The organism is Oscillibacter sp. PC13, from assembly GCF_900115635.1.
Classification (GTDB): Bacteria; Bacillota; Clostridia; order Oscillospirales; family Oscillospiraceae; genus Oscillibacter.
Window position 1 is genome coordinate 80,119 of sequence record NZ_FOXE01000011.1, and the last position, 24,822, is coordinate 104,940.

Annotated in this window: 22 protein-coding genes; 2 read left to right on the forward strand and 20 right to left on the reverse strand. The window is 54.7% G+C overall.

All coding sequences use genetic code 11. The annotated features are described in order from the left end of the window. Nucleotides 1-5: 5 nt before the first annotated feature. The 5 genes from BMZ81_RS08260 to BMZ81_RS08280 form a co-directional block, all read right to left on the reverse strand. Entirely contained in the window at nucleotides 6-1,364 is a 1,359-nt protein-coding gene (locus tag BMZ81_RS08260) for a uracil-xanthine permease family protein (RefSeq protein WP_091130795.1), read from the reverse strand. A gap of 122 nt (nucleotides 1,365-1,486) precedes the next feature. Further along, nucleotides 1,487-2,572: an aldose epimerase family protein gene (locus tag BMZ81_RS08265; RefSeq protein WP_091130798.1), complete on the reverse strand. Its 1,086-nt coding sequence runs from the start codon at nucleotides 2,570-2,572 to the stop codon at nucleotides 1,487-1,489. 3 nt (nucleotides 2,573-2,575) lie between these two features. Next, nucleotides 2,576-3,565 carry a UDP-glucose 4-epimerase GalE gene (galE, locus tag BMZ81_RS08270; RefSeq protein ID WP_091130799.1) on the reverse strand — a complete coding sequence of 330 codons (990 nt, stop codon included), beginning with the start codon at nucleotides 3,563-3,565 and terminating at the stop codon, nucleotides 2,576-2,578. A gap of 18 nt (nucleotides 3,566-3,583) precedes the next feature. Then, the gene (gene galT / locus BMZ81_RS08275) at nucleotides 3,584-5,074 is read right to left on the reverse strand and encodes a UDP-glucose--hexose-1-phosphate uridylyltransferase (RefSeq protein ID WP_091130802.1); all 1,491 of its coding nucleotides are present in this window, start codon (nucleotides 5,072-5,074) and stop codon (nucleotides 3,584-3,586) included. An 11-nt stretch (nucleotides 5,075-5,085) separates the two neighbouring features. Further along, complete coding sequence (locus BMZ81_RS08280) at nucleotides 5,086-6,366, reverse strand: galactokinase (protein ID WP_091130804.1); 1,281 nt, start codon at nucleotides 6,364-6,366, stop codon at nucleotides 5,086-5,088. A gap of 119 nt (nucleotides 6,367-6,485) precedes the next feature. Between BMZ81_RS08280 and BMZ81_RS08285 the strand changes: the two genes are divergently transcribed. After that, nucleotides 6,486-7,343: an AraC family transcriptional regulator gene (locus BMZ81_RS08285; RefSeq protein ID WP_177187254.1), complete on the forward strand. Its 858-nt coding sequence runs from the start codon at nucleotides 6,486-6,488 to the stop codon at nucleotides 7,341-7,343. Between the two features lie 45 nt (nucleotides 7,344-7,388). Here the strand turns inward: BMZ81_RS08285 and BMZ81_RS08290 are convergent, their stop codons facing one another. The 11 genes from BMZ81_RS08290 to BMZ81_RS08340 form a co-directional block, all read right to left on the reverse strand. Continuing rightward, nucleotides 7,389-8,426, reverse strand: coding sequence for a galactose ABC transporter substrate-binding protein (locus tag BMZ81_RS08290; RefSeq protein ID WP_091130807.1), 1,038 nt, complete (start codon nucleotides 8,424-8,426; stop codon nucleotides 7,389-7,391). A 21-nt stretch (nucleotides 8,427-8,447) separates the two neighbouring features. Further along, the gene (locus tag BMZ81_RS08295) at nucleotides 8,448-9,407 is read right to left on the reverse strand and encodes a sugar ABC transporter substrate-binding protein (protein ID WP_091130814.1); all 960 of its coding nucleotides are present in this window, start codon (nucleotides 9,405-9,407) and stop codon (nucleotides 8,448-8,450) included. Continuing rightward, a complete protein-coding gene (locus BMZ81_RS08300; protein ID WP_091130817.1) occupies nucleotides 9,404-11,224 on the reverse strand; it encodes a cache domain-containing sensor histidine kinase in 1,821 nt (606 codons plus the stop codon). Before BMZ81_RS08300 ends, BMZ81_RS08295 begins: the two co-directional genes overlap by 4 nt. Nucleotides 11,225-11,304: 80 nt before the next feature. Continuing rightward, complete coding sequence (locus BMZ81_RS08305) at nucleotides 11,305-12,888, reverse strand: response regulator (RefSeq protein WP_091130819.1); 1,584 nt, start codon at nucleotides 12,886-12,888, stop codon at nucleotides 11,305-11,307. 112 nt (nucleotides 12,889-13,000) lie between these two features. Then, nucleotides 13,001-14,068 carry a galactose/methyl galactoside ABC transporter permease MglC gene (locus tag BMZ81_RS08310; protein WP_091130822.1) on the reverse strand — a complete coding sequence of 356 codons (1,068 nt, stop codon included), beginning with the start codon at nucleotides 14,066-14,068 and terminating at the stop codon, nucleotides 13,001-13,003. Nucleotides 14,069-14,083: 15 nt separating this feature from the next. Then, complete coding sequence (locus BMZ81_RS08315; protein ID WP_091130824.1) at nucleotides 14,084-15,583, reverse strand: sugar ABC transporter ATP-binding protein; 1,500 nt, start codon at nucleotides 15,581-15,583, stop codon at nucleotides 14,084-14,086. Nucleotides 15,584-15,745: 162 nt separating this feature from the next. Next, on the reverse strand, nucleotides 15,746-16,858 hold the full coding sequence (locus tag BMZ81_RS08320; protein WP_347498058.1) for a galactose ABC transporter substrate-binding protein: 1,113 nt from the start codon (nucleotides 16,856-16,858) through the stop codon (nucleotides 15,746-15,748). Nucleotides 16,859-17,155: 297 nt separating this feature from the next. Beyond that, nucleotides 17,156-18,595 (reverse strand): S-layer homology domain-containing protein, encoded by a 1,440-nt coding sequence (locus BMZ81_RS08325; RefSeq protein ID WP_091130828.1) that lies wholly within the window; start codon nucleotides 18,593-18,595, stop codon nucleotides 17,156-17,158. Between the two features lie 46 nt (nucleotides 18,596-18,641). Next, nucleotides 18,642-19,631, reverse strand: coding sequence for an LCP family protein (locus BMZ81_RS08330; RefSeq protein ID WP_091130831.1), 990 nt, complete (start codon nucleotides 19,629-19,631; stop codon nucleotides 18,642-18,644). A 137-nt stretch (nucleotides 19,632-19,768) separates the two neighbouring features. Beyond that, nucleotides 19,769-20,032, reverse strand: coding sequence for a hypothetical protein (locus BMZ81_RS08335; protein ID WP_091130834.1), 264 nt, complete (start codon nucleotides 20,030-20,032; stop codon nucleotides 19,769-19,771). A gap of 45 nt (nucleotides 20,033-20,077) precedes the next feature. Then, complete coding sequence (locus tag BMZ81_RS08340; protein ID WP_091130835.1) at nucleotides 20,078-20,326, reverse strand: sporulation transcriptional regulator SpoIIID; 249 nt, start codon at nucleotides 20,324-20,326, stop codon at nucleotides 20,078-20,080. A gap of 253 nt (nucleotides 20,327-20,579) precedes the next feature. Here BMZ81_RS08340 and BMZ81_RS08345 point away from each other — a divergent pair, with 253 nt between their 5' ends. After that, nucleotides 20,580-20,849 carry a hypothetical protein gene (locus tag BMZ81_RS08345; RefSeq protein ID WP_091130838.1) on the forward strand — a complete coding sequence of 90 codons (270 nt, stop codon included), beginning with the start codon at nucleotides 20,580-20,582 and terminating at the stop codon, nucleotides 20,847-20,849. Nucleotides 20,850-20,900: 51 nt separating this feature from the next. Here BMZ81_RS08345 and BMZ81_RS08350 read toward each other — a convergent pair whose 3' ends face one another. The 4 genes from BMZ81_RS08350 to BMZ81_RS08370 all read right to left on the reverse strand — a co-directional run. Continuing rightward, nucleotides 20,901-21,623 carry an amino acid ABC transporter ATP-binding protein gene (locus BMZ81_RS08350; RefSeq protein ID WP_091130839.1) on the reverse strand — a complete coding sequence of 241 codons (723 nt, stop codon included), beginning with the start codon at nucleotides 21,621-21,623 and terminating at the stop codon, nucleotides 20,901-20,903. Continuing rightward, complete coding sequence (locus BMZ81_RS08355; RefSeq protein ID WP_242942596.1) at nucleotides 21,610-22,308, reverse strand: amino acid ABC transporter permease; 699 nt, start codon at nucleotides 22,306-22,308, stop codon at nucleotides 21,610-21,612. The genes BMZ81_RS08350 and BMZ81_RS08355 overlap by 14 nt, the downstream gene beginning before the upstream one ends. Before the next feature lie 161 nt (nucleotides 22,309-22,469). After that, the gene (locus tag BMZ81_RS08360) at nucleotides 22,470-23,273 is read right to left on the reverse strand and encodes an ABC transporter substrate-binding protein (protein ID WP_091130842.1); all 804 of its coding nucleotides are present in this window, start codon (nucleotides 23,271-23,273) and stop codon (nucleotides 22,470-22,472) included. A 330-nt stretch (nucleotides 23,274-23,603) separates the two neighbouring features. Beyond that, on the reverse strand, nucleotides 23,604-24,822 hold a 1,219-nt coding region (locus BMZ81_RS08370), incomplete at its 5' end, for a Na/Pi cotransporter family protein (protein ID WP_091130846.1).

Genomic DNA, 24,822 nt, shown 5'->3' on the forward strand with positions numbered 1-24,822 from the left:
GGAGCTTATGCAGATTCTTTGGGCAGGATGACATTCAGCAGTACGGCCATTAAGGTGGCAATGACCACAGGAGACTTGCCAAAAATCATGGTAAAACTCTCCGGAAACTGGCTCAGAGCATCGGCGGCCTGGGAAATTCCGACCCCCAGTGCTGCGGACAGCCCGACAATGGTGGTATTCCGTGCCGTTAGATCCTGAGAGGCGATGAGCTTCATACCGGTCATAGCAATGGTGGAAAAGACCGTGATGGTGGCACCTCCCAGCACACACTGGGGAATGGTAGTCAGCACTGCCGCAAATTTGGGGGAGACACCCGCCAACAGCAAAAAACCGCCTGCCAAGGCAAAAACCCTTCGGTTTACCACTTTGTTGGTGGTGACAATCCCGACGTTCTGGGAATACGTGGCTGTTGGCAGACCGCCAAACAGAGCGGCTATAATATTGGTGGCGCCGTAGGCGATGATGCCGCCCTGCAGCTCCTGGTCGGTGGGATTGCGCTCCAAACCGCCCACAGTGGTGGCGGTAAAGTCTCCGATGGCCTGAATGGAATTGATGGCAAACAGCAATCCAATGGCAATACAGGAGGGAACATCGAAGGTGACGCCGAAGTGCAGGAGACGAGGCAGGGAGAACCAGGCGGCACTGCTCACATCCGCAAAGCTCACCATACCGAATAACAAAGCCAGCACATACCCAAAACACATGCCCAGCAGAATGGAGGCCAGCTTGCAGAAGCCCTTGGTGTGGTGATTTAAAACCATGACTGCCGCCAGTGTCAAGACCGCCACCAGCCAATTTTGCCAGGAGCCGTAGACTAAGGCCTCGGTCAGCCCCTTTGTCTCCACCACCAACTGGTACGTATTGGCGGTGCCGCCGGCCATGTAGTTGATGGCGGTGGGATAGAGGGAGAGGCCGATGGTGAATACCACGGTGCCCGTGATAACCGGCGGAAACAGCAACCGAATTTTTTTCACAAAAATGCCCACAAGGATTGCAACTGCACCGCCGACCAGCATGGCGCCGGCAATGGCACTGACACCACCGCCGGAGGCGGCAATGGGCTGCATACTGGGCACATAGGCAAAGCTGACGCCCAGAATGACCGGCAGCCCGGAACCAAAGCGGCCGCCGATGGGATAGAGCTGCAGCAGGGTGGACACCGCTGACATCACGAGAGATGCCTGAATCAAAAGGACCCGATCCGCCTGGGAAAGGCCGATGACGCCCGCAATGATGATGGGCGGCGTGACACAGCCCACAATCATTGCCACCAGATGCTGAAGGGCCAAGGAGACGGAGGCGCCGAAGGGCGGCCTGCCGTTGAGACGGAACAGCGCTTCGCGGTTTGGTACCGATCGTTCCATAGGCAGAGTTCCTTTCCAATCAATGATTCTCATTTGGGTGGTTGGACTGAATCTGCTTTCAGCATAACACGGTTTTCAGCAAAAGTAAAACAAAAAATTTGGGTGGCTAAAATAAAATTTGTTTAAATTGCTGGGCAGGGCGAAACCAAACTGCCCCGCTTGCAGATTGATTCCGTTTTGACAAAGAAACGGTATTTGGTGAAGTGGCGATACTCCTCCCCGGCCCGGAGAATGGGGGAGGGAAAACCTGCATGGTGCACAGCATCCGGGAAATGTTGTGTCTCTAGGCAAACGGCGTGGCGGGGACCGTATCGGACACCGCCCTTACCGTCTCTCGGCGTCAAAAATCCGGCGGTGTAAATTTGTATGCCCTCCAGCGTGGTGCAGACTTCCATCCCAATGCCGCTGGAGGGACACCACAGGGTGGCAGCGGGAGACGCTTCGGGCGCCCCTGTCGGCATGTCCAGCACCAAATTGTGGTCGAAGCCTCTGGTAGCCGTGAGAAGGGGAGTCTCCAACCGGTCTCCCAGCCGGACGCCGCAGCGCAGATCCAGAGGGGTTCCCGCTACATCCTGCAACTCCCCGGTCGGAATGTTATCTTCGCGGCAGGGGGTGTAGCGGCTGGCCCGTACGGTCAGCATGTGATCGTCCACCGGACCGCCGGTATGACCTGCCAGGTTGAAATAGGCGTGGTTGGTCAGATTCACCACCGTATCCCGATCGGAGTGGGCCCGGTAATAGATGCCAAGGCACCCGTCACGCAGGGTATAGGTAACCTCCACCTGCAGAAGCCCTGGGTATCCCTCCTCCAGATGGAGAGAGGAACGGATAAAGGTGACAAAGCTGTCTCCCCAAAGGAACTCCCAATGGCGGCGGTGGAAGCCCTCCGTACCGCCGTGGAGATGGTTGACGCCTTCATTGGCGGTGAGCTGCCATTCCTGCCCATTCAACGAGAAGGAGGCACCGGCAATGCGGTTTGCACAGCGGCCGATAATCCCGCCGAAGCAGGCGTCCTGCTCCCAATATTCGCCGGGAGAGTCGTAGCCCAGGCAGATATCGGTTAGGGTACCGCAGCGGTCTGGCACCACAATGGAGCGGATGGCCGCCCCGAGGGAGAGCAATTCCACTTGAGTCCCGGTATTGTCGGAGAGGGTCAGCAGCGTAACGGGTTTGCCGTTTACGCTGCCGAAGGGAGACGTTTTTACCATAGATTAGCCCTCATAGCCGTTGGGATGGCTGCTGTGCCAAGCCCAGGCGTCGGAAATAATTTCCTCCAGGCCGCGGGTGGGCTTCCAGCCCAGCACAGCCGCCGCCTTTTGATTGGAGGCGATGAGGACGGAGGGGTCGCCTGCCCGGCGGGGTTCCACCACAGCGGGAATGGGCCTGCCGGTGATCTTCCGGGCGGTGTCGATAATTTCCTTTACGGAATAGCCGTCTCCGCTGCCCAGGTTGAAGATGCCGCTTTCCCCGGTTTTTTCCAGATGCTCCAGGGCCAGCAGATGGGCTTCCACCAAATCCCGAACATGGATATAGTCCCGGATGCAGGTGCCGTCGGCGGTGGGGTAATCGTCCCCGAAGATACCGATGTGCGATCGCTGCCCCAACGCAGTCTTCATCACCAGGGGGATAAGGTGGGACTCCGGATCGTGATCCTCGCCAATTCCGGCGTCGGGGTTGGAACCGGCGGCGTTGAAGTAGCGCAGGGCCACGTAATGAATACCGTAAGCATTGTCGCACCACTTCAACATTCCCTCGATGGCCAGCTTACTGGCACCGTAGGGATTGGTGGGATCCGTGCGGTCCGTCTCCTCGATGGGCTGTTTCTCCGGCTCGCCATAAGTGGCGGCGGTGGAGGAGAAGACAATTTTATGGACGCTGTGCTCCTTCATGGCGGTCAGCATGGACTGGGAGCCCGCCACATTGTTGCCGTAGTACTTCAAAGGATTTGTAACGCTTTCCCCCACCAGGGAGTAGGCGGCAAAGTTGATGACGCCGTCAATATCGTTTTCACTGAACACCTGATCCAGAAAGGCGGCATCCCGCAGGTCGCCCACATATAGCTTCCGGGCACCCTTGGCCGCCTGCCAATGGCCTGTGCGGAGATTGTCCACCACTACAGTGTCAATCCCGCGCTCAGCCAGAAGCGCCACCATATGGCTGCCGATATAACCGGCACCGCCTGCAACGAGAATGGTTTTCATATGAAACTTCCTCCTTTATCAATTCCGGATACTGCTGGTAAACCGGAGGAAGGCCCGGCGGCCCTCTTCCGTGCACTTATAGACGCCTGCATGTTCCAGCACGGCGGCAAAGACCCTGCCTACCTCCTGCTGCAGAATGGGCATGGCATTTTCTGCTGTAAAAGAATACTGCTGGGCAAGGGATTCCGCCCAGTCGGCGTGTTTGCCGAGTGTCTCGTCGGTCCGGATATCCCGCCGATGTATCAGAGCGTCTGCAAGAAGCGACAGCTCGCCCTTCAGCCGGGCGGGCAGCACCGCCAATCCCATGACCTCAATGAGGCCGATGTTCTCTTTCTTAATATGGTGCAGCTCCGCGTGGGGATGGAAAATTCCCAAGGGATATTCCTCTGTCGTGCGGTTGTTTCGCAGAACCAGATCCAGCTCAAACCGGCCGTCCCGCATGCGGGCAATAGGCGTGATGGCGTTGTGCGGCTCCCCATTTGTTTCGGCCAAAATCTCCGCCTCCGGGTCGCTGTACGCCCGCCAGGCCAGCAAAATGCTGTCCGCCAGATCCACCAGGCGGCTGTCGTCGGTGCACCGCAGACGGATAACGGACATGGGCCATTTCACAATGCCGGCCTCCACGTCGTCAAAGCCGGGGAAGGAAATCCGGCGCTCCATTGGGGCGCGCTCCATGGCAAAGGTGTACCGGCCTCCCTGAAAGTGGTCGTGGCTGAGAATGGATCCGCCCACAATGGGTAAATCCGCGTTGCTGCCCACAAAATAATGGGGAAACTGGCGAATGAAGTCCAGCTGCCGGCGGAAGGTAGAGCGGTCGATTTTCATGGGTACGTGCCGGCTGTTCAGGACGATGCAGTGTTCCCTGTAATAGACATAGGGAGAGTACTGGAAAAACCAGTTCTGCCCGTCCAGATGCAGGGGAATCATCCGGTGGTTCTGCCGGGCTGGATGGTTGACCCGGCCGGCGTAGCCCTCATTCTCCCGGCACAGCTGACAGGCGGGATAACCGCCCTGGGGGGCCGCCTTGGCGGCGGCAATGGCCCGCGGGTCCTTTTCCGGTTTGGAGAGGTTGATGGTAATGTCCAAGTCTCCGTAGTCTGTGGAGGTGACCCACTTGACATCTTTTGCAATCCGGTAACAGCGAATATAGTCTGTGTCCTGGCTGAACTGATAATACCAGTCTGTGGCAGATTCCGGAGAGCTTTCGTATTTCTCCCAAAATGTGCGGATCACCTGGGAAGGCCGCGGTGTCAAGCGGCCCATCAGTTCTGTATCAAACAGATCCCGGTTGGTAATATCGTCGGTAATGTATCCCCGGACGGCGGCCCAATCCAAAATATCCTTTAAAATGGCTTCCAGTGGACGAACCGGGAAAGATTCCGGCATTTCAAGGCCTGTCAGCTGCAGGGCGTCCAACAGGCGGTTCATGGCCCAAATGCGGTCGGCCGCATCCAAAAGGCCTGTGCGGACAGCATATTCTGTCAGTTCCACAATCCATGTGTCAATCATGCTGCACCTCCTTAGGCCAGCCGCACACCGCCCACGGGACGGATAGACAGCACATGGCAGCTGCCAATGCCCAGAACGGCCTCGGTTTGAAGCTGGAAGGAATCCAGCAGATCCAGGGGAACGAAGGCCTGGGCGGTTCCTCCAAAACCACCGCCGTGAACCCGGACTGCGCCCTGCCCGCTTAAAATGCGATCACACAGGGCAAGCGTCAGCATCAGCTCCTGATGGGCGGTCTGACCGGTGGGAATCACATTTTGAAGGTAGAGGGCAGAGGAATGGCCGGACTCCCGCACCAGACGGAGAAACTCCGGAAAGTTTCCGGATTTCAGCGCCTGGGCCTGAGCGGCGGCCCGCATGTTTTCTCCATAGAAGTGGAAAGCGCGCAGGGCTGCCCGATCCCCGGCCGCTTTCCGAATTTCAGGCAGCGCTGCCATGAAGGCATTCTCAGGAACTTCCCGCAGTACCTCCTTGCCAAAATAGCGGCAGACGGCTCTCAGCTCGTCGGTGATGGCGGCATACTCTTCCGTCAAATCCGCGTGATCCGCACCGGAGTCCAAAATGCACAGCGCATAGCCTGCGTTATGGAGATCCAGCGAAATCTGCTCCACCACAGGGTGACTGGTGTCCATAAAATCAATGGCCACGACGCCGCCTACGGAAGAGGCGGTTTGATCCATCAAGCCGCAGGGCTTTCCGAAAAAGGTATTTTCTGCGTACTGTCCAATCTGCGCAAGCTCCACCGGCGTGCATCGTCCACCCCAGAACAGATCATTGAGCATGGTGCCGATTAGCACCTCAAAGGCGGCGGAGGAGGAGAGGCCGCTTCCGCCGGGGACGTCGGAGACAATATAGGCGTCCAACCCGGCCCCCTGCAGGGGGCAGCCCATGGCGGCGAGACGGGCAGCCACGCCGCGAATCAGAGCGGCGGAGGTATTTGTTTCCTCCGGTCTGGGCGCCAAATCGCGCAGATCAACCACCAGGAGCGGATAGCCCTCTGACTGAATGCGGATCATGCCGCTCTGATTGGGAGCGGCAGCCGATAAGATGTCCAAGTCAATTCCAGCGGCGAGTACCCTGCCGTGTTGGTGATCCGTATGGTTGCCGCCCAATTCCGTGCGGCCGGGAGCACTGAACAGCGCGTCGGGGGGACAGCCAAAAACTTTGGTAAAATTGGCTATGACACCGGAGCAGCGGGTACGCGCCGCCTCCAAACGGCCGGGACCATAGAGCCGGAGCAGCTGGCCATCCAGAGCGCCTGCTTGCAGGCGAGCTTCCAGAGAGAGTCGTTCCATTTTGGGAAACCTCCTTTACTTCATAGACTCACCCTATCAAAACATCCTGGAGTTTTCCATACATTCTGGTACCTGATTATATGGATTTTTGTTGCAAATCCGCAAGAAGTGGAATATGCTTGAAAAAACGGCGGAAGGGGCGCATGGGAATGGGCGGAGACTTTAAACACTCTTTCAAAATTGAAGAACGGGCGGAATTGGCGCTGACAGTCTACAATGTGGGCTTTCAAAAGTGCCCCTCCGGCTATGGCTGGGGACCGGGAGTACGGGATCACTTCCTGATTCACTATGTGGTTTCCGGGAAGGGGATCTATGATAACGGCGGAAGGACTTTTGTTCTCCAAAAGGGAGAGACGTTCCTGGTGCGCCCTGAAGAGATCGTCTATTACCGGGCGGATGAAGAGGAGCCTTGGGAGTACTACTGGGTGGGCTTTTCCGGCCCGGCGGCGGCACTGCTGCTGGCGCAGACGCCCTTCACCCGGCAGCATCCCGTCCTGCGCCCTGCCGCGGGGGAACGGCTGCGGCAGGCGCTGCTGGATATCTATAAAGCAAGAGGAACGGACTACCCAAGCGCCGTGCGGATGGCAGGATATCTGCAGGCGGCTCTGGGACTTTTGATGGAACCGCAGGGAGAAAGGGGGGAGGAAGCGCTTTCCTTATATGCCCGGCGGGGATCGGCCTATATGCAGCAGAACTATTCCCGCTCCATCAGCGTGGAGGAAGCCGCCAGGCAGGCTGGAGTCAGCCGCAGCTGCCTGTACCGGGCCTTTCGAGCGGAATTTGGCTGCTCGCCAAGCGCGTACCTGACCCGTTACCGCATACAGCGAGCCTGCCAGCTGCTGCGGTACAGCGGCCTCTCTGTCGGCGAGGTGGCCGCCTCTGTTGGCTTTGAAGACCGTTTGTATTTTTCCAGGGCGTTTCGAAGAGAGACCGGATACTCACCCACAGAATATCGGAATGGCAGGCAGCTGCCGTAAATTGGAAAACTGTCCCGGCGCTGAAAGGCGCCGGGACAGTTTTCCTTAGAGAAATGCATCCAGATTGTCTGCCGTCACGGTGGTATAGGGAAGCCAGGCGTATTTCCCATCCTCCAGCTCCACTGCGTCCTCCACGGGAGTCCCATCGATAAAGGCACCAATCAGGTCCAGAATCTTTTCGGCCTGCCCCGCGGCATCATTTTGAACGGTCCCCTTTAAAGTGCCTTCCGCCACAGCCGCAAGAGCTGGCGGCGTGGCGTCTACGCCCACGATAAAGGGGAGGCTGGCGGTATCCATACCGGCGGACAAGCAGGCGTCAATGGCACCGAGGGCCATGTCGTCGTTATTGGCAAAGACAACGTCAATTTGGCCATGAAACTCTTCCAGCCACTGGGACATCCGGAGACTGGCCTGCCCGCGCTGCCAGTTTGCAGTGTCGTTGGCCAGCTTTTCCACTGGAATTCCGTCTTGCGTCAATGTCTGAATGCTGTATTCTGTCCGCAAAAGGGCATCCTGGTGGCCGGGTTCGCCCTCCAGCATCACATATTGCAAAACGCCATCTCCGTTTTGATCCAAGGCTGCCGCGTCTGCCTGCCAGGCATTTTTCACAATTCCTCCCTGCAATCTGCCAGCCTGTTCTGCCTTGGATCCCACATAATAGGCATGCTCCCAGCGGGCCAAATCCTCCATGACAGGCTCACGATTGAAAAAGATCACCGGCACATCGGCAGCCTGGGCCTTGTCAATGATGACGGCAGCGGCAGTACGATCTACAATATTGACACAAATGATATCGCAGCCCTGAGCCAAAAAACGGTCCACTTGGTCATTCTGAGTGGATTGGCTGCCCCTTCCGTCGGCCAAGGTGAGGTTCATTTTAATTGTACGGGCCAGTTCTTCCTCTCGGGCCAGCAGTTCCAGATTTTGCGCCACAGTCGAAATAAAAGTATCCTCTTGCTGATAGAGGGCGACCCCCACCCGGACCGTCTGAATGCCGGCATCCCTGCCGCAGCCGGCCGGCAGAAGTAAAGCCAGCAGCAAAACGGGCAGCAGCAAATATGAAAGTGGAAATCTCTGCTTCATAAAATCTCCTTTCCCCTGCAGCTACCGGGTCACCGGGAACAGCAGCTTTTGGTTATCAGGGTGATACATGGTTTCTTTCCGCACCAGGGTGTAAGCAAGAGGAGCGGTGTCCTGTCCGGCTTCCCGGCGAACGGCGCGGACAGCTGCATCAACGGCCAGATATCCAGCGGCAAACTCATTCTGGGCTGCAATTGCAGTAATGACGCCCTGCTCCAGGTGGGCAGCGATGGTGTCGGTTGCCCCCATACCGTATAGGAGCGGCCGGGGATTCATTCCCTGAATCGCAGCAGCAGCCAGATCCAGCGCGTCGGCCTCAAAGGCAATGATGGCATCGGGAGGGTCTGCCGCCAAAATGGCGGGAAGGGCCTCCGACAAACCAAGAGCCTTGGATGGGGAGCCAATGCGGACCGTACGGCCGGCTCCCTCCAGAACCTGAGCCGCAGCCTCCAAACGAGCAGAAATCCCATTGCTGCCAGGGACACTGTTCAGCAGCAGCACGGTTCCATCCACACAGACGCCATTCAAAACCGCCTGACCCAGAGCTTCTCCAAGGGCCACATTGTCCACGCCGACAAAGGCGGCTGCTCCACTGTCGGCCATTTCCGTTTCCATAGTAATCACAACGGTTTGGGTGCTGGCGGCGGCAACCGATTCAGCCAAAAGACTTTGATCGGACGGAACCAGCACAATGGCATCTGTTCCGCCGGCAACTTCACGGGAAAGAAGGTTCTCCTGCTCTTCTGCCTGGTTGGAAACACTGGGGGCCAAAAAACGGAGCTCTACTCCCATATCGGCTGCAGCCTGCTCCATTCCCTGCCGGGCAGCGGACCATAGCGTGCTGTCCGATTCCCGGTGAAGAATCGACACCTCCAAAGGCGCTTCATCTGCATGGGCCTGGCCTGGATCAAATGCCAGCAGTAAAAACAAGACGCACAGGCTCAGCAGGGGAACCACCAGCTGTAAAAGAATTTTACGCTTCATTGTTCCCCCTCCTTCCGATAATGGCGCGCGGCTTCTTCGTCCAGGGCCGGCAGATGAATACGAACTGTGGTGCCGGCATCCGGCTCGCTGAGAATGGTGAGTCCATAAGAAGCTCCGAAGGCCAGTTGAATCCGCCTGTGGACATTTCGAAAGCCAATGCCGGATCCCTTGGCTCCGGAGACGGAGGGAGCGCCGGTATCCAGCAGCTGTGCCACCAGCTCCTCCGGCATGCCGGGGCCGTTGTCCGACACTTCGATAAAGACATCGCCCCCTTCTCGAAACGCACGAATCTGGATTTCTCCGTCCCCATCAGCGTAGGCCATACCATGGTAAATTGCATTTTCCAAAATGGGTTGCACAATCAGCTTCAGGGTATACAGGGTTTCTACACATGGATCTGCTGTAATCACAGCCGAGAACTTATTTTTGTACCGCATTTTTTGGATCGTGAGATAGTGTCGGGCATGATCCAGCTCATCCGCAATGGGGATCATGCTGTTGCCGCGACTCAAAGAGATGCGGAAAAAACGGGCCAAGGAGGTAAGCATCACCACGGCGTCCTGCGTGCGGCCGTTTTCCGTCATCCAGACGACGCTGTCCAGTGTATTATAGAGAAAATGCGGATTGATCTGGGACTGAAGCACATCCAGCTCACTGCGGCGTTTCTGCTCCTCCTGCTCGATAATATCATCCATCAGATGGCGCATGGTAGAGACCATTGAGCGGATGGAGTGGCTCAGATGTTCCACTTCGTGGGGACCGCCTACGTCAAGATCCACCTCCTGCTGTCCTGCCTCCAGCTCTTTTACTGCCTGATCCAACCGTTTGACGGGCGCGGTAATCCACTCAGAGAGCCGCAGATTCACGAAAACAAGCAAAAAGATAGAGAACAGCACAACAAAGAGAAAGAACAACAGCAGTTGGCCGTAATTATCCCACATATTGTCCATGGGGACTACCCCTACCAGCTTCCATCCGGTGTAGCCTACGGTTTTGACAGTTACCTGCCGATTTCTGCCCTGAAAAGACTCCTGGTGGCTTCCATCCCGGTATCCCGCAGCTGTCAGGTTATTTTCCGACTGCAGGCCCGCATAGATCAGCTGCTGTCTTGGATGATAGATAATCTCCCCATCCCCGTCAATCAAATACAGATACCCGCCGGAAGCCGACAGGTTCACATCCTTGCAGATCTGTTCAATACCGCCGAAGCTCATGTCTACCAACAGTACGCCGCCCTCAATGGAACCGGAGCGGGTCAGTTCCACCTGCCGGCTCAGGGAGACCACCCAGCGGTAGCGGTAATCCGGATCTGCAAAGAGATTCTGAACATGAGGCGTAGAAAAGTGGAGATTTTCGATTTTTTCCATAGCGGTGAGAAACCAGGGCTCCCATTGTGGGGAGACGCTGTTTTTCAGGCCGGCCAATGGGGTAGAGGCAATCAGGCGTCCATCCGAAGAAAAGACGGCAATCGAAACCAACGAGTCCCGGTTGCTCTCATACAGCAGCTCCAAATCCCGGGAGAGGTCGTCCTGCTCCAGATCCAGATCCTTAATGACACGGTAGTACGCTGTATCAGATACACGCATCATGCTGCGAAGATAATTGTCCAGATTCAGGTTGACCTGGGCCAGCACCCGTTGGCTGTTTTCGGCCATCTGTGTATTGGTGGTAGAGGAAAACCGAAAGAACAGTGTCAGCCCCAAAAAGACCATACCCACAACTGCCACGGCAGTAAAAGAAGCCGACAAAATCATTTGAATACTGGATCTGCGGTAAAGGTGGTTCCATCGCTGGAGAAGAGAACGAAAAAATGCCATGCGACACCTCCCTGAAAAGCCGGGGGCTTACCGGCCTGTTGGAGTTTGAACAAAGAAAAACTGCCAAATATCGGACAGGCTTATCCTGCCCGATATTTGGTGGGACTGACACCAAAATGCCGCTTAAAGACATAACTGAAATAATTGGGGTCGTCATAACCGCACTGCCGGGCAATCAAATAAGTTTTTTCCTCTGTGTTCCGCAGTGCTGCGGCAGCGGCCTCCATGCGCACGACCGTCACATAAGCGGTAAAGCTCATACCTACCTCTCGCTTAAAAAGCGTGGAAAAGTAAGTGGGGCTCAGATGAAGGTGCTCACACAGCATCTCCACCGACAACTCGCTTTCCGCATAGTGATCTTGAATGAACTTTTTCGCACGCTCCACCGTCCGGCCGGCAGAATCGGTCCGCTGGCGGCGAATCAGGGACTGAATCTTCAAGCAGCGTTCCAGACACCAATCGCCCAGCTGCTCTGGAGAGTCAAAGTCCGTTACATTTACAGTGCCAGAAAAATTGGAGCCAAAAACGGCTTCCAACTCCAGATCTGCTGCACGGGCCAGCTTCAGAAGGCAAGTCAGCAGCTCCAAAAAGAACAGCTGGCACTGGGACATGGTCCGTCCCGAGGCACGCAATCTGTCCATCAGATACCCAACTGCGGATCGGACCTCATCCTCGCCGCACAGCTTGATGGCGCTGGTCAGCTGCTGCTCGTCACTCTCGCCAAAAGCCAGACGAACACCAGCGTCCGGTTCCAAGTCGCCAATATAGATGGCGCGGCCCCGCCCAACGAGACTGCGGTATTCCAATGCGCTGCGTGCGCCGTCTGCCGATTGGGACAGATCCTCTACCGCAGAGCAGGCGGCGCCCACGCCAACGGTCAAATCCAGCCCCAGATAGCTTTCCGCCAGTGCGCAGACCCGGTTGACCGCCTCAATAAAGTCATAAATAGAAACTCCGCTTTGAAAGGCTCCCAGTACAGCCACAAAGCCATTGTACATGAACAGCTGACAGCTGCAGCCCTCCAACTGCAGATTCTCCTCGAACAACTGCTGCACGGAAATGGGCAGCAGCTCATTGCGCCCTGCGTCACCGCTGACGTGGGCCAGCGCCACTGTCCAGGACGCGCCGCCTAGGTCAACCTCATAGCGTGCCGCCAGCTCGGCTACCTGCTCCCGGGCCACCTGCCCACTCAAAAGGCGGGAAAGGAACAAGCTCCGCAGCACCGGGAGGCTTTCTTCGTAACGGCGGCGAAGCGTCTCCATATTCTGCCGCTCCGCCCGTTCTGTGTCCAGCTGTTCCTTCAGCTTTTGCAGAACAGCATGGAGCTCGGCGGCATTAATCGGCTTTAGAATATACTCAGACACATTCATGCGAATGGCCTGCTTAGCATATTCAAAATCATCAAAACCGGAGAACACCACAAATTTTGATGCAGGCAGCCGAACTGTCAAAATACGGCACAGGTCCAAGCCATCCATGAAGGGCATCTTGATGTCGGTTAAAATGACGTCCGGGTGCAGCTGGTCAGCCAATTCCAAAGCATCCCGGCCGTTTTCCGCTTCTCCCACCAAGGCAAAGCCCAGGCTCTCCCAATCCATCTTTTGACTGATACCCACACGGATATCCTCCTCGTCATCTACCAACAGCACACGGTAGAGCTCCATGGAAAATCGCCCTCCTTTTTTCACTTAAAAGTATATCATGTTTTTCAGAGGAAACAAAGGGGGCGCGCATTTTCATCAAAAATGCGCGCCCTTGCAGTGCAGAGAGATGCCGTTACTTTTTCACCAGATACTTCCGCATATCCAGCGCACAGGCAAACAAAATGATACCGCCCTTAATTACATAGAACAAATCCTGGTTTACACCCACCATGTTCAGCCCCACGAAAATCAGGCGGAGCATCAGCACACCGATGACCACGCCGCGGATTTTACCAATGCCGCCGACAAAACTGACACCGCCGATGACACAGGCTGCAATGGCGTCGGACTCATAGTTCAGGCCGGTGTTGGCGGTATTGGAGGCCACGCGGGCACCCTCAATAAAACCGGTGACAGCATACATGGCACCCGCAAGTGCGAAGACCAGGACGGTGGTGGCAAAGACATTGACGCCGGATACCCGGGCCGCTTCCTCATTGGCGCCAAGCGCGAACATGTTTTTGCCGAAGGTGGTCTTGTTCCAAATAAACCACATGACAACCGTCAGCAAAAGGGAGATCCACACATAATTGGGAATGGTAATGCCGCCGGTGAGGTTTTTGATAAACTGCGGGCAGCCGGTGATAAAATCACTGTAGGACTTGTCCAGGCCAGAAATGGCCATGCCGCCGTTGTTGCCGGCTTTCATATACAGCAGCAGGAAGGTATAGATGATCAACTGGCTGGCCAAAGTCACGATAAAGGGATGCAGCTTGAATTTTGCCACAAAAAAGCCATTGAAAGCGCCGATGGCCGCACCGATCACCATGGCAATCACCAGCACCAGCAGCACCGGAGGCGGTGTCAGGTTTACCCACATCTTACTGGAGGCAGTCACTGCCTGCAGAAGGGAAGCAGAAATGCAGGCCGTCAGGCCGACAATGCGGCCTGCGGACAGGTCCGTGCCTGTCAGAACAATGCAGCCTCCCACACCAAGGGCCACCGGCAGATAGGCGCAGGTTTGGGCCAGAATATTGATAATGGAGGCGGCCTTGATGAAGTTCTGGTTCCGGAAAGCAATATAAATCACAGCGATGACCATGATGATGATCAGCGCGTTATTCAGCAGGATGTCTCCAACCCGCTTGGCACCGCCAAAGGCTCTGGCAGTCTCCTGAAGATTTTTGGATTCTTTACTCATGGGTGGTTCCCCCTCTTACACGTATTTGGCGGCCAGGGTGAGAATCTCTTCCTGGCTGGTATTTTTGGCATCAACCTCACCGGCCAGCTTTCCGCCCGACATGACCAGAATCCGGTCACACACGCCCAAAAGCTCCGGCATTTCGGAGGAGACCATAATAACGCCTTTCCCCTCCTTGGCCAAGTCGATGATGAGATCGTAGATTTCATACTTGGCACCCACGTCAATGCCGCGGGTCGGTTCATCCAGCAGCAGCACCTCAGGCTTGGTCAAAAGCCACCGGCCGATGATGACCTTTTGCTGGTTACCGCCGGAGAGGGAGCGGATTTGGGTTTTTTGACTGGGGGTTTTGATATGCATGGCCTGAATTGCCCAATCAGTATCCGCTTTCATCTTTTTTTCGTTGAGACAGATACCGCCTATCAAATAGCTTTTCAAATTGGAGATGACGGTGTTGTCCCGGATATCACGGATGCCAAAAATACCGGTGGCCCGGCGTTCTTCCGTCAGCAGCGCAAACCCGTTTTTGATGGATTCCCCAGGGTTTTTGTTTCGAATTTCCTTGCCATGGAGACGAATGGTGCCGCCGCTTCTGGTCATGGCCCCAAAGAGAGTCTCCAGCACTTCCGTCCGGCCGGAACCGTCCAGACCAGCAATTCCAAGGATTTCGCCCTTGTGAAGCTGGAAAGAGGCATCTTCCAACCGGGTATACTTGCCGGAGAGATGCTCTACTTCCAAAATGACTTCACCCGGTACATTCTCCTTGGGGGGAAAGCGGTTGGTCAACTCGCGGCCCACCATCAGCCGGATAATCTCCTCCATGGTCAAATCCTTGGCGGCTTTGGTGGCCACATACTGGCCGTCCCGCATAATGGTGACCTCATCGCTGATGCGGAGAATTTCCTCCATTTTATGAGAGATGTAAATAATACCGCAGCCCTTCTGCCGCAGCATATTGATAATGCGGAACAGATGCTCCACCTCGACTTCGGTCAAAGAAGAGGTGGGTTCGTCAAAAACGATCACTTTTGCATCATAGCTGACGGCTTTTGCGATCTCTACCATCTGACGCTGGGAAACCGGCAGTGTGGACATAACTGCCCTGGGATCCACATGGACTTCCAGCTGGTCAAAAATTTCCTTGGTACGCTGGCGCATGGCCCTCTCGCTGACCATAACACCGCCCACCTTGGGATAACGGCCCAGCCACAGGTTGTCTGTGACCGTGCGGGTCAGAGCTTGGTTCAGCTCCTGATGCACCATGGCCACGCCATTTTCCAGCGCCTCCTTGGAGCTTTTAAAATGAACCTCCTGTCCATCCAGCGTGATGGTGCCGCTGTCCTTGGCATAGATGCCGAACAGGCACTTCATCAGCGTGGACTTACCGGCGCCGTTCTCCCCCATCAGGGCATGGACAGTGCCGGGGCGGACGGCCAGAGACACATTATCCAAAGCTTTCACACCGGGAAACTCTTTGCTGATATTGCGCATTTCCAGCAGAGCTGGCTGTTCCATATCGTTCTCCTCCTTTGTGATTGTGTCGTTGAAGCGTCTGCCTCAGACACGCCCCATGGGCGAATTTCAGGCAGAGGCTCCTGGCAAAATACTTCAAAGAGCGGGGCTGCCGAAAACGACAGCCCCGCTTCTTACCTGATTGGGGCGAACAGCGTTTGCTGATCAGCCGGTGATCTTGGCATAGGGTACGCGGATCTTTGCCACGCCCTCATCCACATTAAAGCTATCGGTGTTGTCCATCAGGGCGCCATTTCCGCTGATATTGGAAATCAGTGTCATAATGGTGCTGGCCATGCCGTCGCCGTCCTGCTTGACGGTACCGGTCATCTGACCATTTTCAATCTTCTGAACAGCAGAGTCCATGGCATCCACACCGTAGACAGGAATGGTGGTGGAACCCTCATCTCCGGTGTTGTAGCCGGCAGTCTGCAGGGCAGCCACAGCACCCTCAGCCATGTTGTCGTTGTTGGCAATGACCAGCTCAATCATGTTGCCGTTGCTCTCCGAGTAGGAAGCCAGGATGGTGGTCATGTAGTCAGTAGCGGCCTGGGCAGACCAGTTGCCGGCGGTATCCACCAGATACTTGGAGGTGTTATTGGCATCATAGAACTCCAGGGCGGGCTTGCCGGCCTCAACCAGCTTGGCGTCAGCGTCTTCCACAGCGTACTGCGTGCGGTACTCGGCCTCTGCGTTGCCCTCCTGGCCCTTGAACATCACATAGGTAATCTTGCCGTCGCCGTTCAGATCCACGGCATCATAGTTCTCCAGCAGATAGTCGCCGATCATCTCGCCCTGCATGTGGCCAGCCTCGGGGGCATCCGTACCGACGAAAGCGCAATTCTCATAGCTGCTGACCACGTCGTCGGCAACCTCGCGGTTAAAGAACACGATGGGAATGTCGGCATCCTTGGCGGCATTGCAGGCCTGCTGTGCAGCATCGGGAGAAGAGGTCTCCACAATGTTGACCACCAGCATGTTATAGCCGTCGGTGATAGCGGTGTTGATCTGATCCAGCTGAGTGGCCTGGTTTCCGGCACCGTCGTAGTTGTTGTAAGTGATGCCGGCGTCCTCCAGCAGACCGTCCATTGCGTTGCGGACAGTGGTAATATAAGCATCGGCAAAGTTATAATAGAACACGCCGACCTTCAGGGCACTGGCCTCAGGAGCATCTGCACCGCCTTCATCAGCGGGAGTTTGCGTGTTGCTGTCGCCGCATGCGACCAGGGATAGGCCCATAACGAGAGCCAGGATGAGTGCAAGAATCTTCTTCATCATTGTTCCTCCTGTTAGATTATAAATTCATCCTCTACGGCACGTCCAATGCGGACGCGTCTTCTTCCGAAGATAATCTTATTCTAACGGGAACTTTATAAAAAAACGATAGAAAATTCTCCGCTCTTCTAGGAAAAAACTTTGATGGTTACTCAATGCTTCGGTAAAATTTCCGTAAGATAACGTCGATTTACATAAAATAAAACTCTATTTTCCGGAAATCTCAAAATTTTCCGCCAACGGTGTCCAAAAAAAACCGCCTGAGCTTATACTCCGGCGGTTTGGGCTTTCAAAACAGAATCACCAGCTGTGATAATTCCAAGATTGGCTGGGGGTCATGGCAAAGTAGCGGTAGTCAATGGATGTGCCGCTGTCACCCCAAGTAGTGTCAATATGGTACTGCGTGCCGTCCAGGGTGGCCACGGTCCAAATGTGCCCGGTGTTGGACAAGGCAGTGCAGGAAATGCCTTCCAATTTTAAAAGCAGATTGTAGGCCCCCGTGTAGCCATCACACACTGCAGTACCGTTTTGGAAGAGATTATAGGCAATATGACTCAGGGAGGTGTCACTGGCACCGTAGTCATAAACGCAGTTATCGCAGATCCAAGTATAATACACCCGGGCTTTTTCATACTCCGTCATGTCCGGCGTAATTTGGCCGGATTCCCAGAGCGCGTCATGGACGGCGATAGCAGAGGCCATAGTTTCCTCCCGGTAGCCCGAAAGGGCGTTTCCAGCGCTGGCGGCGGAAAAGGTCAGTGTAATCGTTCCATTCACGGTATAGGAACAGGAAACGGTATTGTAGCACTGCTCGCAATAACTCTTAATAATAGAGAGTGCCTGCTCCATGACTTTTCTGGCGGAAATGGCAGTGATGGGAGCACTGTATTGCAGCGTCAGCGTATTTTGTCCAGAGGCAAGCATGTAACGGACACAGGCATCCATCTCTTCGTCGGTGGATGGAGCTGCCATATAGGCACCCGCGGCAACTAGATCCGCCATTGTGGTGTCAACCGCGCTCCAAAGAGGGGCGACCTTCCAGGAGGGGGTGACGCGCAGAGAGGGATCTACCATACGGGTCAGCATTGCCGCCGCAGCGCCCCTGGTAATGGGCTGATCCGGCAAGTAGGATCCGGTGGCATCGCTGCCGACAGAAATGCCCGTACGATACAAAAAGAGAATATCCCGATAATAATCTGTGTATTCCGTTACATCGGAAATAAACTTACGGCTGGCGTAGCCCTGGGTGACGATAGCGTCGTTGACGGCCGGAAGCACCCCGGCCGGAAGCGTACCTGCCAGCACATGGGCCACCTGTCCGCGGGTGGCGGGGGAAGACAGGCTGCCGTCCAGCTCCGTGCCCAGGATGCCTTCCGCCTGGAGATAGCGCAGATACCGTGACGCGGTCAGCGGCTGTCCGTCTGCGCCATAGGCCGTGGGCCCTGCCTCAGCGTCGCCTGTGCGGTAAAGGCTGCGGATCCGGGCGGAAAAAATGACAATCTGCCCAACAGTTACAGAATCCTGAGGACCAAAGGTGCCATCCGTCTTGCCGACAGAAAGACCATATTCATACAGGGCGACAATATTCTCATAAAACACGGAATCGGCTGCCAGGTCGGAGAACTGGCTGTCATAGGTTTTGCTGCGGATAAAATTCTCGGTACTGTCCGCTGCAGCGAGAGCTGGAACAGTCAGCAGCAGGCTGAACGCCAGAAAAAGTGAAAGAATACGCGTTTTCATCACGGCACCCCCTTTATTTGAACACCAAAAGTTTCAACAGAAGTCATCAGGAGGGAATCTGCAGGTCTTCCTGTACACGATCCTCCACATAGGGATTCAAAGATTCGTTGACCAGCGTCAGAACTTCTTCCTGGTTTAAATAGATATAGGGAGACTTCCATTCGCCGGGCAGCGTGGAAAAGGAAATGCTGTCAGCCCCCATAGAAATGGCCTCTTTACCAAGCCAAGCCAGGTTACCCAGTGTCAAATCCGTCTCCACATACTTTTGAAAAATCTTTGAAAACTCGCCAACCTTGTCCACGTTCGAAAGGGTCAGCGTCTGCTTGGCCACAGCTTTCAAAAAGTTTTGCTGTGTCTGCATGCGGCCAATATCCTCGCTGCCGTAGCCAGTGCCGTCGTTGTTGTGACGAAAGCGAACTACCTTTAAAGCCTCCGCCCCAGTCAGGTGCTGCATCCCTGCGCGAAAGTGGATGGAGAGGCCCTGAATCGGATCATCGTAATCCATATTGACGGGGACGTTAAAATCCACGCCGCCAATGGCATCTATCAAAGCCTCAAACCCCTTTAAATTTACCAAAACCGTATAGTCAACGGGAATGCCCAATTGCGCTGATACCACATTCGCCAGCATGCTCATGCCGCCGGTATTGTAGGCGGCATTGATCTTGTGGTTTTTGCCATTGAAATACGCCTTGGTATCCCGGGGAATACTGACACCGTGAATATATCCGGTTTCTGCATCCACCGCAATCAAAATATTGGTGTCGCTGCCTCCGTTGCCGTCGTCCACTCCAGACAGCAGGATGGTATAAAAATTGTTTTTGCGGGCAGTGTGGGCGGCTAAGGCCAGTGCCTCTGCATTCTCCTCCGGAGAGGACGGTTCGTCCTGTGTCTCAGAAGGGATTGCGGCGGGGACAGAGACTTCGGGGGCCCGAAAGAAACAGTGAACGCCGGCATATAATGCTGCGGTGGCAAAGACGGCTAACAGCAGAGTCCGGCCCCAGCTACGCCGTCTGCGGCGGTGTTTGGCTGCCATGTAAACGCTCCTCGAAAACGCGGCGGGTGCCGCGGTAGTATCTTTTATGTGATTTACATAATGTAATACTCATTATAAGATGCCGGAAGAAAAAACACAAGAGGAAAATGGCGCACCGAAGACCGGCACGCCATTTTTTAATCCGCTTGTTCCTGCTTTTCCTGGCTTTCCACAATTTGCTGCAGAAGTGCCTTGATATCGGCCAGCAGTTGGTTTTGATAGGACAGCGCACAGCGTATGTAATGGAGCGTTGGATCCGCCTGATGGACGGGCTCTATTCCATTAATGGGGTGGGGCCAGCGTCTGACAGGCGGCTCGACTGTTACAGGGTCCGCCGGGGTCAGGGGCTGGACTGGTACTGGCCGGGACTGCCGGCCACGGCCACGGGAACAATTTGCCATATTGATTCCTCCGATACGAGCATGATAGTCCATTTTATGCGAGACTCATCCGCCGCGATACTTTTTTCGAGTGGCAATCCCGCCGCGAATATGCCGCTGGGCCTTGTTGACTTCAAGAACCTCCTTGACTTCCAGATATAGCGCCCGATTGAATAGGGGAAGCCGTTCGGAGATGTCCTTATGTACGGTAGATTTGCTGATGCCGAATTTCTGCGCGGCGGCCCGGACTGTCGTCCGGTTTTCTATGATGTACAGGGCCAGGCGTTCGGCCCGCTCCTCCATATTACCCTTCAAAACACAACACTCCCCGCCTCTTGTTGCTCCATCCTATGCAGGGAAGAGGTTGGATATGTGCCGGAGGTGGGAGGAAGCTCCACGGACACGCTTCTCTGGTGATCACAAAGAACAAATAAGGTGGTTAAAATGTCCAAAAAGATTTCGGAAACATATGCGAAAAGTTTACAAAAATGAACTTCTTGATAAAAACGCATTCAATTTTTTGCAAAAAAATGCTAAAATGAAAATATCTCAAAAAGGAGGAGTTTCTATGAAACGAATTCAGGCGGCCTGTCTGGAACAGACCATTCACTTTGCGCTGAAAGAGGAGTTGCCACATGCAGAGGCCCTTCGGTATGTGGAAGCGGAGTATTCCAATTATCTTGCTCAACTGGACCGCAGCCGAACGGTTTATCAGATTCTGGAGAAGACAGGCCAGCCTGACGGATCTCTGCTTGTCAAGCTAAAAAAGCAATATAACAGTTATCCATATGGGGCATATATGGAGGAAAGCGGAGAAACAAAAGAACGGAGAAAATAAAAGGCCGCACCCTATTGCCATTTGGTATAGGGTGCGGCAAATTTTATGAATTTACAAAACCTTGCTGAGAAAATCCTTCAGCCGGGGGTGCTGAGGGTTGCTGAAAAATGTATGGGGTTCGTTTTGCTCCACGATATGGCCACCGTCCATGAACAAAACCCGGCTGCCTACTTCCCGCGCAAATCCCATCTCGTGCGTGACAACCACCATGGTCATTCCCTCATTGGCCAGCTGCTTCATAACCTCCAGTACCTCGCCCACCATCTCGGGATCCAGGGCGGAGGTGGGCTCGTCAAACAGCATGACCTTTGGCCGCATGGCCAAGGCGCGGACAATGGCAATGCGCTGCTTTTGGCCGCCGGAGAGCTGCGCCGGATAGGAATCCACACGGTCAGACAGTCCCACGCGCTCCAGAAGCTTGACCGCCTCAGCATCTGCCTCGTCCTGCTTCATCAGCCCAGTGCGCACAGGTGCCAGTGTGATATTTTTCCGGATGGTCATGTTGGGAAAGAGATTAAAATGCTGAAATACCATGCCCATTTGACGGCGAATTACATTGATATCCACCTTGGGATCTGTGATGACCGTACCATTGAAGGAAATGGATCCGCCGGTAGGCTCCTCCAGCAGGTTCAGACACCGGAGAAACGTAGATTTTCCGGAACCGGAGGGGCCGATGACCACGACCTTTTCGCCGGGATGGATATGATTCGAGATGTTGTCCAGAACCAGATGATCCCCAAAGGACTTGGAGAGGTGTTTAACGTCGATCACTTTGACGCAGCCTCCTTTCCAGAATGCCCAGCAGCCAGGTCAGAATCATGACCACCACCAGATAAACCAGTGCGATGCCGATGAAGGGCATAAACGCCTGATATGTGCGCCCCTGAATCTGCATAGCGACCTTTGTCAGATCCACCAAACCGATAACGGTGACAATAGAGGTTTCCTTAAACAGGGTAATCAGTTCGTTGCCGAGAGAGGGAAGAATGGCCTTGATTGCCTGTGGGATGACAACAAACCGCATGACCGGCACATAGCCCAGGCCCAAGGAACGGCCGGCCTCCATCTGGCCGGGATCCACGGACATGATCCCACCCCGGATAATTTCCGACACATAGGCGCCGGAGTTGATGCCGAAGGCCAGCATAGCGACACCCAGTTGGTTACGGGTACCGGCAAAAATGACAAAGTACATGATCAGCAGCTGGACCATCATAGGGGTGCCGCGAATAACAGTGGTATAGACCTTGCAGATTGCATTGATCATTCCAAGCAAGGGATTCCGCCGTCCTGTCCGCTGCTGGTCGTGCATGGTGCGGACCACCGCCACCAGAACACCCAGCACCACACCGATGACCAGTGCAAGAATCGTTACTTCGAATGTAGTCCCCAGTCCCTTGAGATACAGCAGCCAGCGGTCGCCCTCGACAAAGCTTTGATAGAAATCATGAAGCATATCGATGTGGAACGGGATAGCCTGCTTGGCAGCACTTAATTCTGCATATTGTGCCATCATGGATTCCCAAAATCCCATGCGTTCATCTCCCCTGTGTGAAAAAAGGGACGGCATTTGCCGCCCCTCTCTTGCATAAATTTACAAGTTGCGCGGTGTTTATTTTACTCCGCGGTGATGTACTTGTCAACAATGGACTGCACGGTACCATCAGCAATCAGATCCTGCAGCGCAGTATCAACGGCTTCCAGCAGGGCGGAATTCTCCTTGGAGACGCCGATTGCATAGTCCTCAACAGCATATTCAGTATCCAAAATAGTCAGATCCGGGTTGGCCGCCACAAATGCCTTGGCAGGCTCATTGTCAATAACCACACAGTCCACGCTGCCGGCCAGCAGAGACTGGACAGCTGTAGCGCCGTTGGTATAGGCGATGACATGGTCCTCACCGAATTCATCCGCGCAGTAGATGTAACCGGTGGTGGATTCCTGGGTACCAATCATCTGGTCACCCAAATTGTCCAAGGTGATATCAGAACCGGCCTTCACGATGACCACCTGTACGCCGGTGGCGTAGGAAGCGGTGAAATCCACATTCTGCTTGCGCTCTTCATTTACAGTCAAGCCAGCCATGGCAATGTCGCTGGAACCCTGCTGCACGGCGGTGATGACAGAGTTGAAGTCCATATCGTCGACAACCAGCTCCAGGCCAAGCTTCTCGGCAATCGCGGCGGCAACATCCACATCAATACCCTCAAAACCGCCGGCATCGGTGGTCATCTCATACGGAGGAAATGCGGCATTGGTGGCCATATGCAGTTTTCCCTCTTCCACTGTGGTAAAAGCAGTGTCCGCAGGATCTTCATTCGTCTGATTATCGGGAGTCTCTGTGGGGGCAGCTTCGCTGCCGCAGGCCGCGAGAGACAGCACGCAAGCCAATGTCAGCAGCAGTGCAAAAAACTTCTTCATAATCGCTTCATCCTTCTTCTAAAAAATGTGCCCGCCGAAGCGGAAAAATGAAATGGGATTCCGGCAAAAAGTGACTTTCCGGAACAGGGTTACCTTATCACTTTGCCGTGTGGTTGTCAATGCATTTGCAAAAAAAATGAATAAATATTTGGACAATGCAACAAAAAATAAAAAGAGTAATATAAAATAGGGAAAAGACAAAGAACCATTTGTATAATTTGGCGCATAAAATGAATATTCCGCAGACGGAGGTATCATTTGCCGCAGGAAGAGACTAAGAAAGGGCCGCATGTGCTACGCTACATGCGGCCCAGGAAAGCCTGTCCGGCATCAAATGGAAGGAAGCTGGTATTTGCGCAGATCCCGGCGTACATTTTCATTGAACACACCGTCGGTTTTGACCTCGTTGATATAGGCGTGGCGGTCCACGGATTTGTTCTTTTCTTCAATCACACACATGGCAATATTGGAGCAGTGGTCGGACACCCGCTCAAAATTGGTGAGCAAATCGTTGAGAACAAAGCCCAACTGAATGGTGCAGCGGCCAGTCTGCAGCCGTGAAATGTGGCGCAGGCGAATGTCCTCAATCAGGCGGTCAATGGTCTCCTCCAAAGGCTCAATGCTCTGCGCAGCAACCGGATCGTCTGCGGCAAAACAGGAAAATGCGTCCTCCATAATATCCTCCAGAGCAGACACTAGGACGGCCAATTCTGCTTTGGCAGCGTCTGAAAAGTGCAGCTCCTTGTCATGCAGCTCCTGCGCAGACTCCTGCAGATTCAGGGCGTGGTCACCGATACGTTCAAAGTCGCCGATGGCGTGCAATAGTCGGGAAACTGTGCGGCTGTCCGCACCGGACATGCTGTGGCGGGAGATTTCCACCAGATATTTTCCAAGGCGGTCTTCGTAAATGTCCAGCTTGTCCTCATTGCTGATAATTTCGGCCTCCCGTACCTCCTCATATGAGGAGAGCTGCTGGATGGCAAGGAGCAGATTCTGATGAGAAAGACTGCCCATCTGATTGGCAATATTCACGCATTCGGCAATTGCAACGGCAGGTGTCCGCATCAGCAGCGGATCCAGGAATGCAAAGCTCTCGGCTTTGGCATCGTTGCGTACCAGCCTCCGCGCCAGCTTTTCCAGCTGGCGGGAGAAGGGCAGCAGCAAAAGGGTGGTAAACATATTAAAAACCGTGTGGCAGAATGCGATGCCAACGGCGCCCACGGTCCAGTCCATAAAGGCGAAGTCGAATAGCAGATTGCCGCCATAAAAGAGAATCAAACAGGTTAACGTGCCGATGACGTTAAAAGAGACGTGAATGACAGCCACCCGCTTGGCGTTGCGGTTCACACCGATGGAACTAATCAACGCCGTCACACAGGTGCCGATATTCTGCCCCATGATAATGGGAATTGCCATCCCGTAAGTGATGCTGCCGGTCAGGGCCAGGGCCTGCAGAATACCGACCGAGGCGGCGGAGGACTGGATGATGCCGGTGAATACAGCGCCCACCAGTACGCCCAGCAGCGGATTGTTGAAGGCGGTCAGCAGG

Excerpts from the sequence above, each read along its gene's own strand:
- BMZ81_RS08330 (WP_091130831.1), bottom strand. The coding sequence starts at position 19,631 with ATGGCAGCCAAACACCGCCGCAGACGGCGTAGCTGGGGCCGGACTCTG.
- galE (WP_091130799.1), bottom strand. The coding sequence starts at position 3,565 with ATGAAAACCATTCTCGTTGCAGGCGGTGCCGGTTATATCGGCAGCCAT.
- BMZ81_RS08280 (WP_091130804.1), bottom strand. The coding sequence starts at position 6,366 with ATGGAACGACTCTCTCTGGAAGCTCGCCTGCAAGCAGGCGCTCTGGAT.
- BMZ81_RS08260 (WP_091130795.1), bottom strand. The coding sequence starts at position 1,364 with ATGGAACGATCGGTACCAAACCGCGAAGCGCTGTTCCGTCTCAACGGC.
- BMZ81_RS08310 (WP_091130822.1), bottom strand. The coding sequence starts at position 14,068 with ATGAGTAAAGAATCCAAAAATCTTCAGGAGACTGCCAGAGCCTTTGGC.
- galT (WP_091130802.1), bottom strand. The coding sequence starts at position 5,074 with ATGATTGACACATGGATTGTGGAACTGACAGAATATGCTGTCCGCACA.
- BMZ81_RS08305 (WP_091130819.1), bottom strand. The coding sequence starts at position 12,888 with ATGGAGCTCTACCGTGTGCTGTTGGTAGATGACGAGGAGGATATCCGT.
- BMZ81_RS08335 (WP_091130834.1), bottom strand. The coding sequence starts at position 20,032 with ATGGCAAATTGTTCCCGTGGCCGTGGCCGGCAGTCCCGGCCAGTACCA.
- BMZ81_RS08355 (WP_242942596.1), bottom strand. The coding sequence starts at position 22,308 with ATGCTTCATGATTTCTATCAAAGCTTTGTCGAGGGCGACCGCTGGCTG.
- BMZ81_RS08360 (WP_091130842.1), bottom strand. The coding sequence starts at position 23,273 with ATGAAGAAGTTTTTTGCACTGCTGCTGACATTGGCTTGCGTGCTGTCT.
- BMZ81_RS08315 (WP_091130824.1), bottom strand. The coding sequence starts at position 15,583 with ATGGAACAGCCAGCTCTGCTGGAAATGCGCAATATCAGCAAAGAGTTT.
- BMZ81_RS08300 (WP_091130817.1), bottom strand. The coding sequence starts at position 11,224 with ATGGCATTTTTTCGTTCTCTTCTCCAGCGATGGAACCACCTTTACCGC.
- BMZ81_RS08295 (WP_091130814.1), bottom strand. The coding sequence starts at position 9,407 with ATGAAGCGTAAAATTCTTTTACAGCTGGTGGTTCCCCTGCTGAGCCTG.
- BMZ81_RS08320 (WP_347498058.1), bottom strand. The coding sequence starts at position 16,858 with ATGATGAAGAAGATTCTTGCACTCATCCTGGCTCTCGTTATGGGCCTA.
- BMZ81_RS08345 (WP_091130838.1), top strand. The coding sequence starts at position 20,580 with ATGAAACGAATTCAGGCGGCCTGTCTGGAACAGACCATTCACTTTGCG.
- BMZ81_RS08290 (WP_091130807.1), bottom strand. The coding sequence starts at position 8,426 with ATGAAGCAGAGATTTCCACTTTCATATTTGCTGCTGCCCGTTTTGCTG.
- BMZ81_RS08265 (WP_091130798.1), bottom strand. The coding sequence starts at position 2,572 with ATGGTAAAAACGTCTCCCTTCGGCAGCGTAAACGGCAAACCCGTTACG.
- BMZ81_RS08325 (WP_091130828.1), bottom strand. The coding sequence starts at position 18,595 with ATGAAAACGCGTATTCTTTCACTTTTTCTGGCGTTCAGCCTGCTGCTG.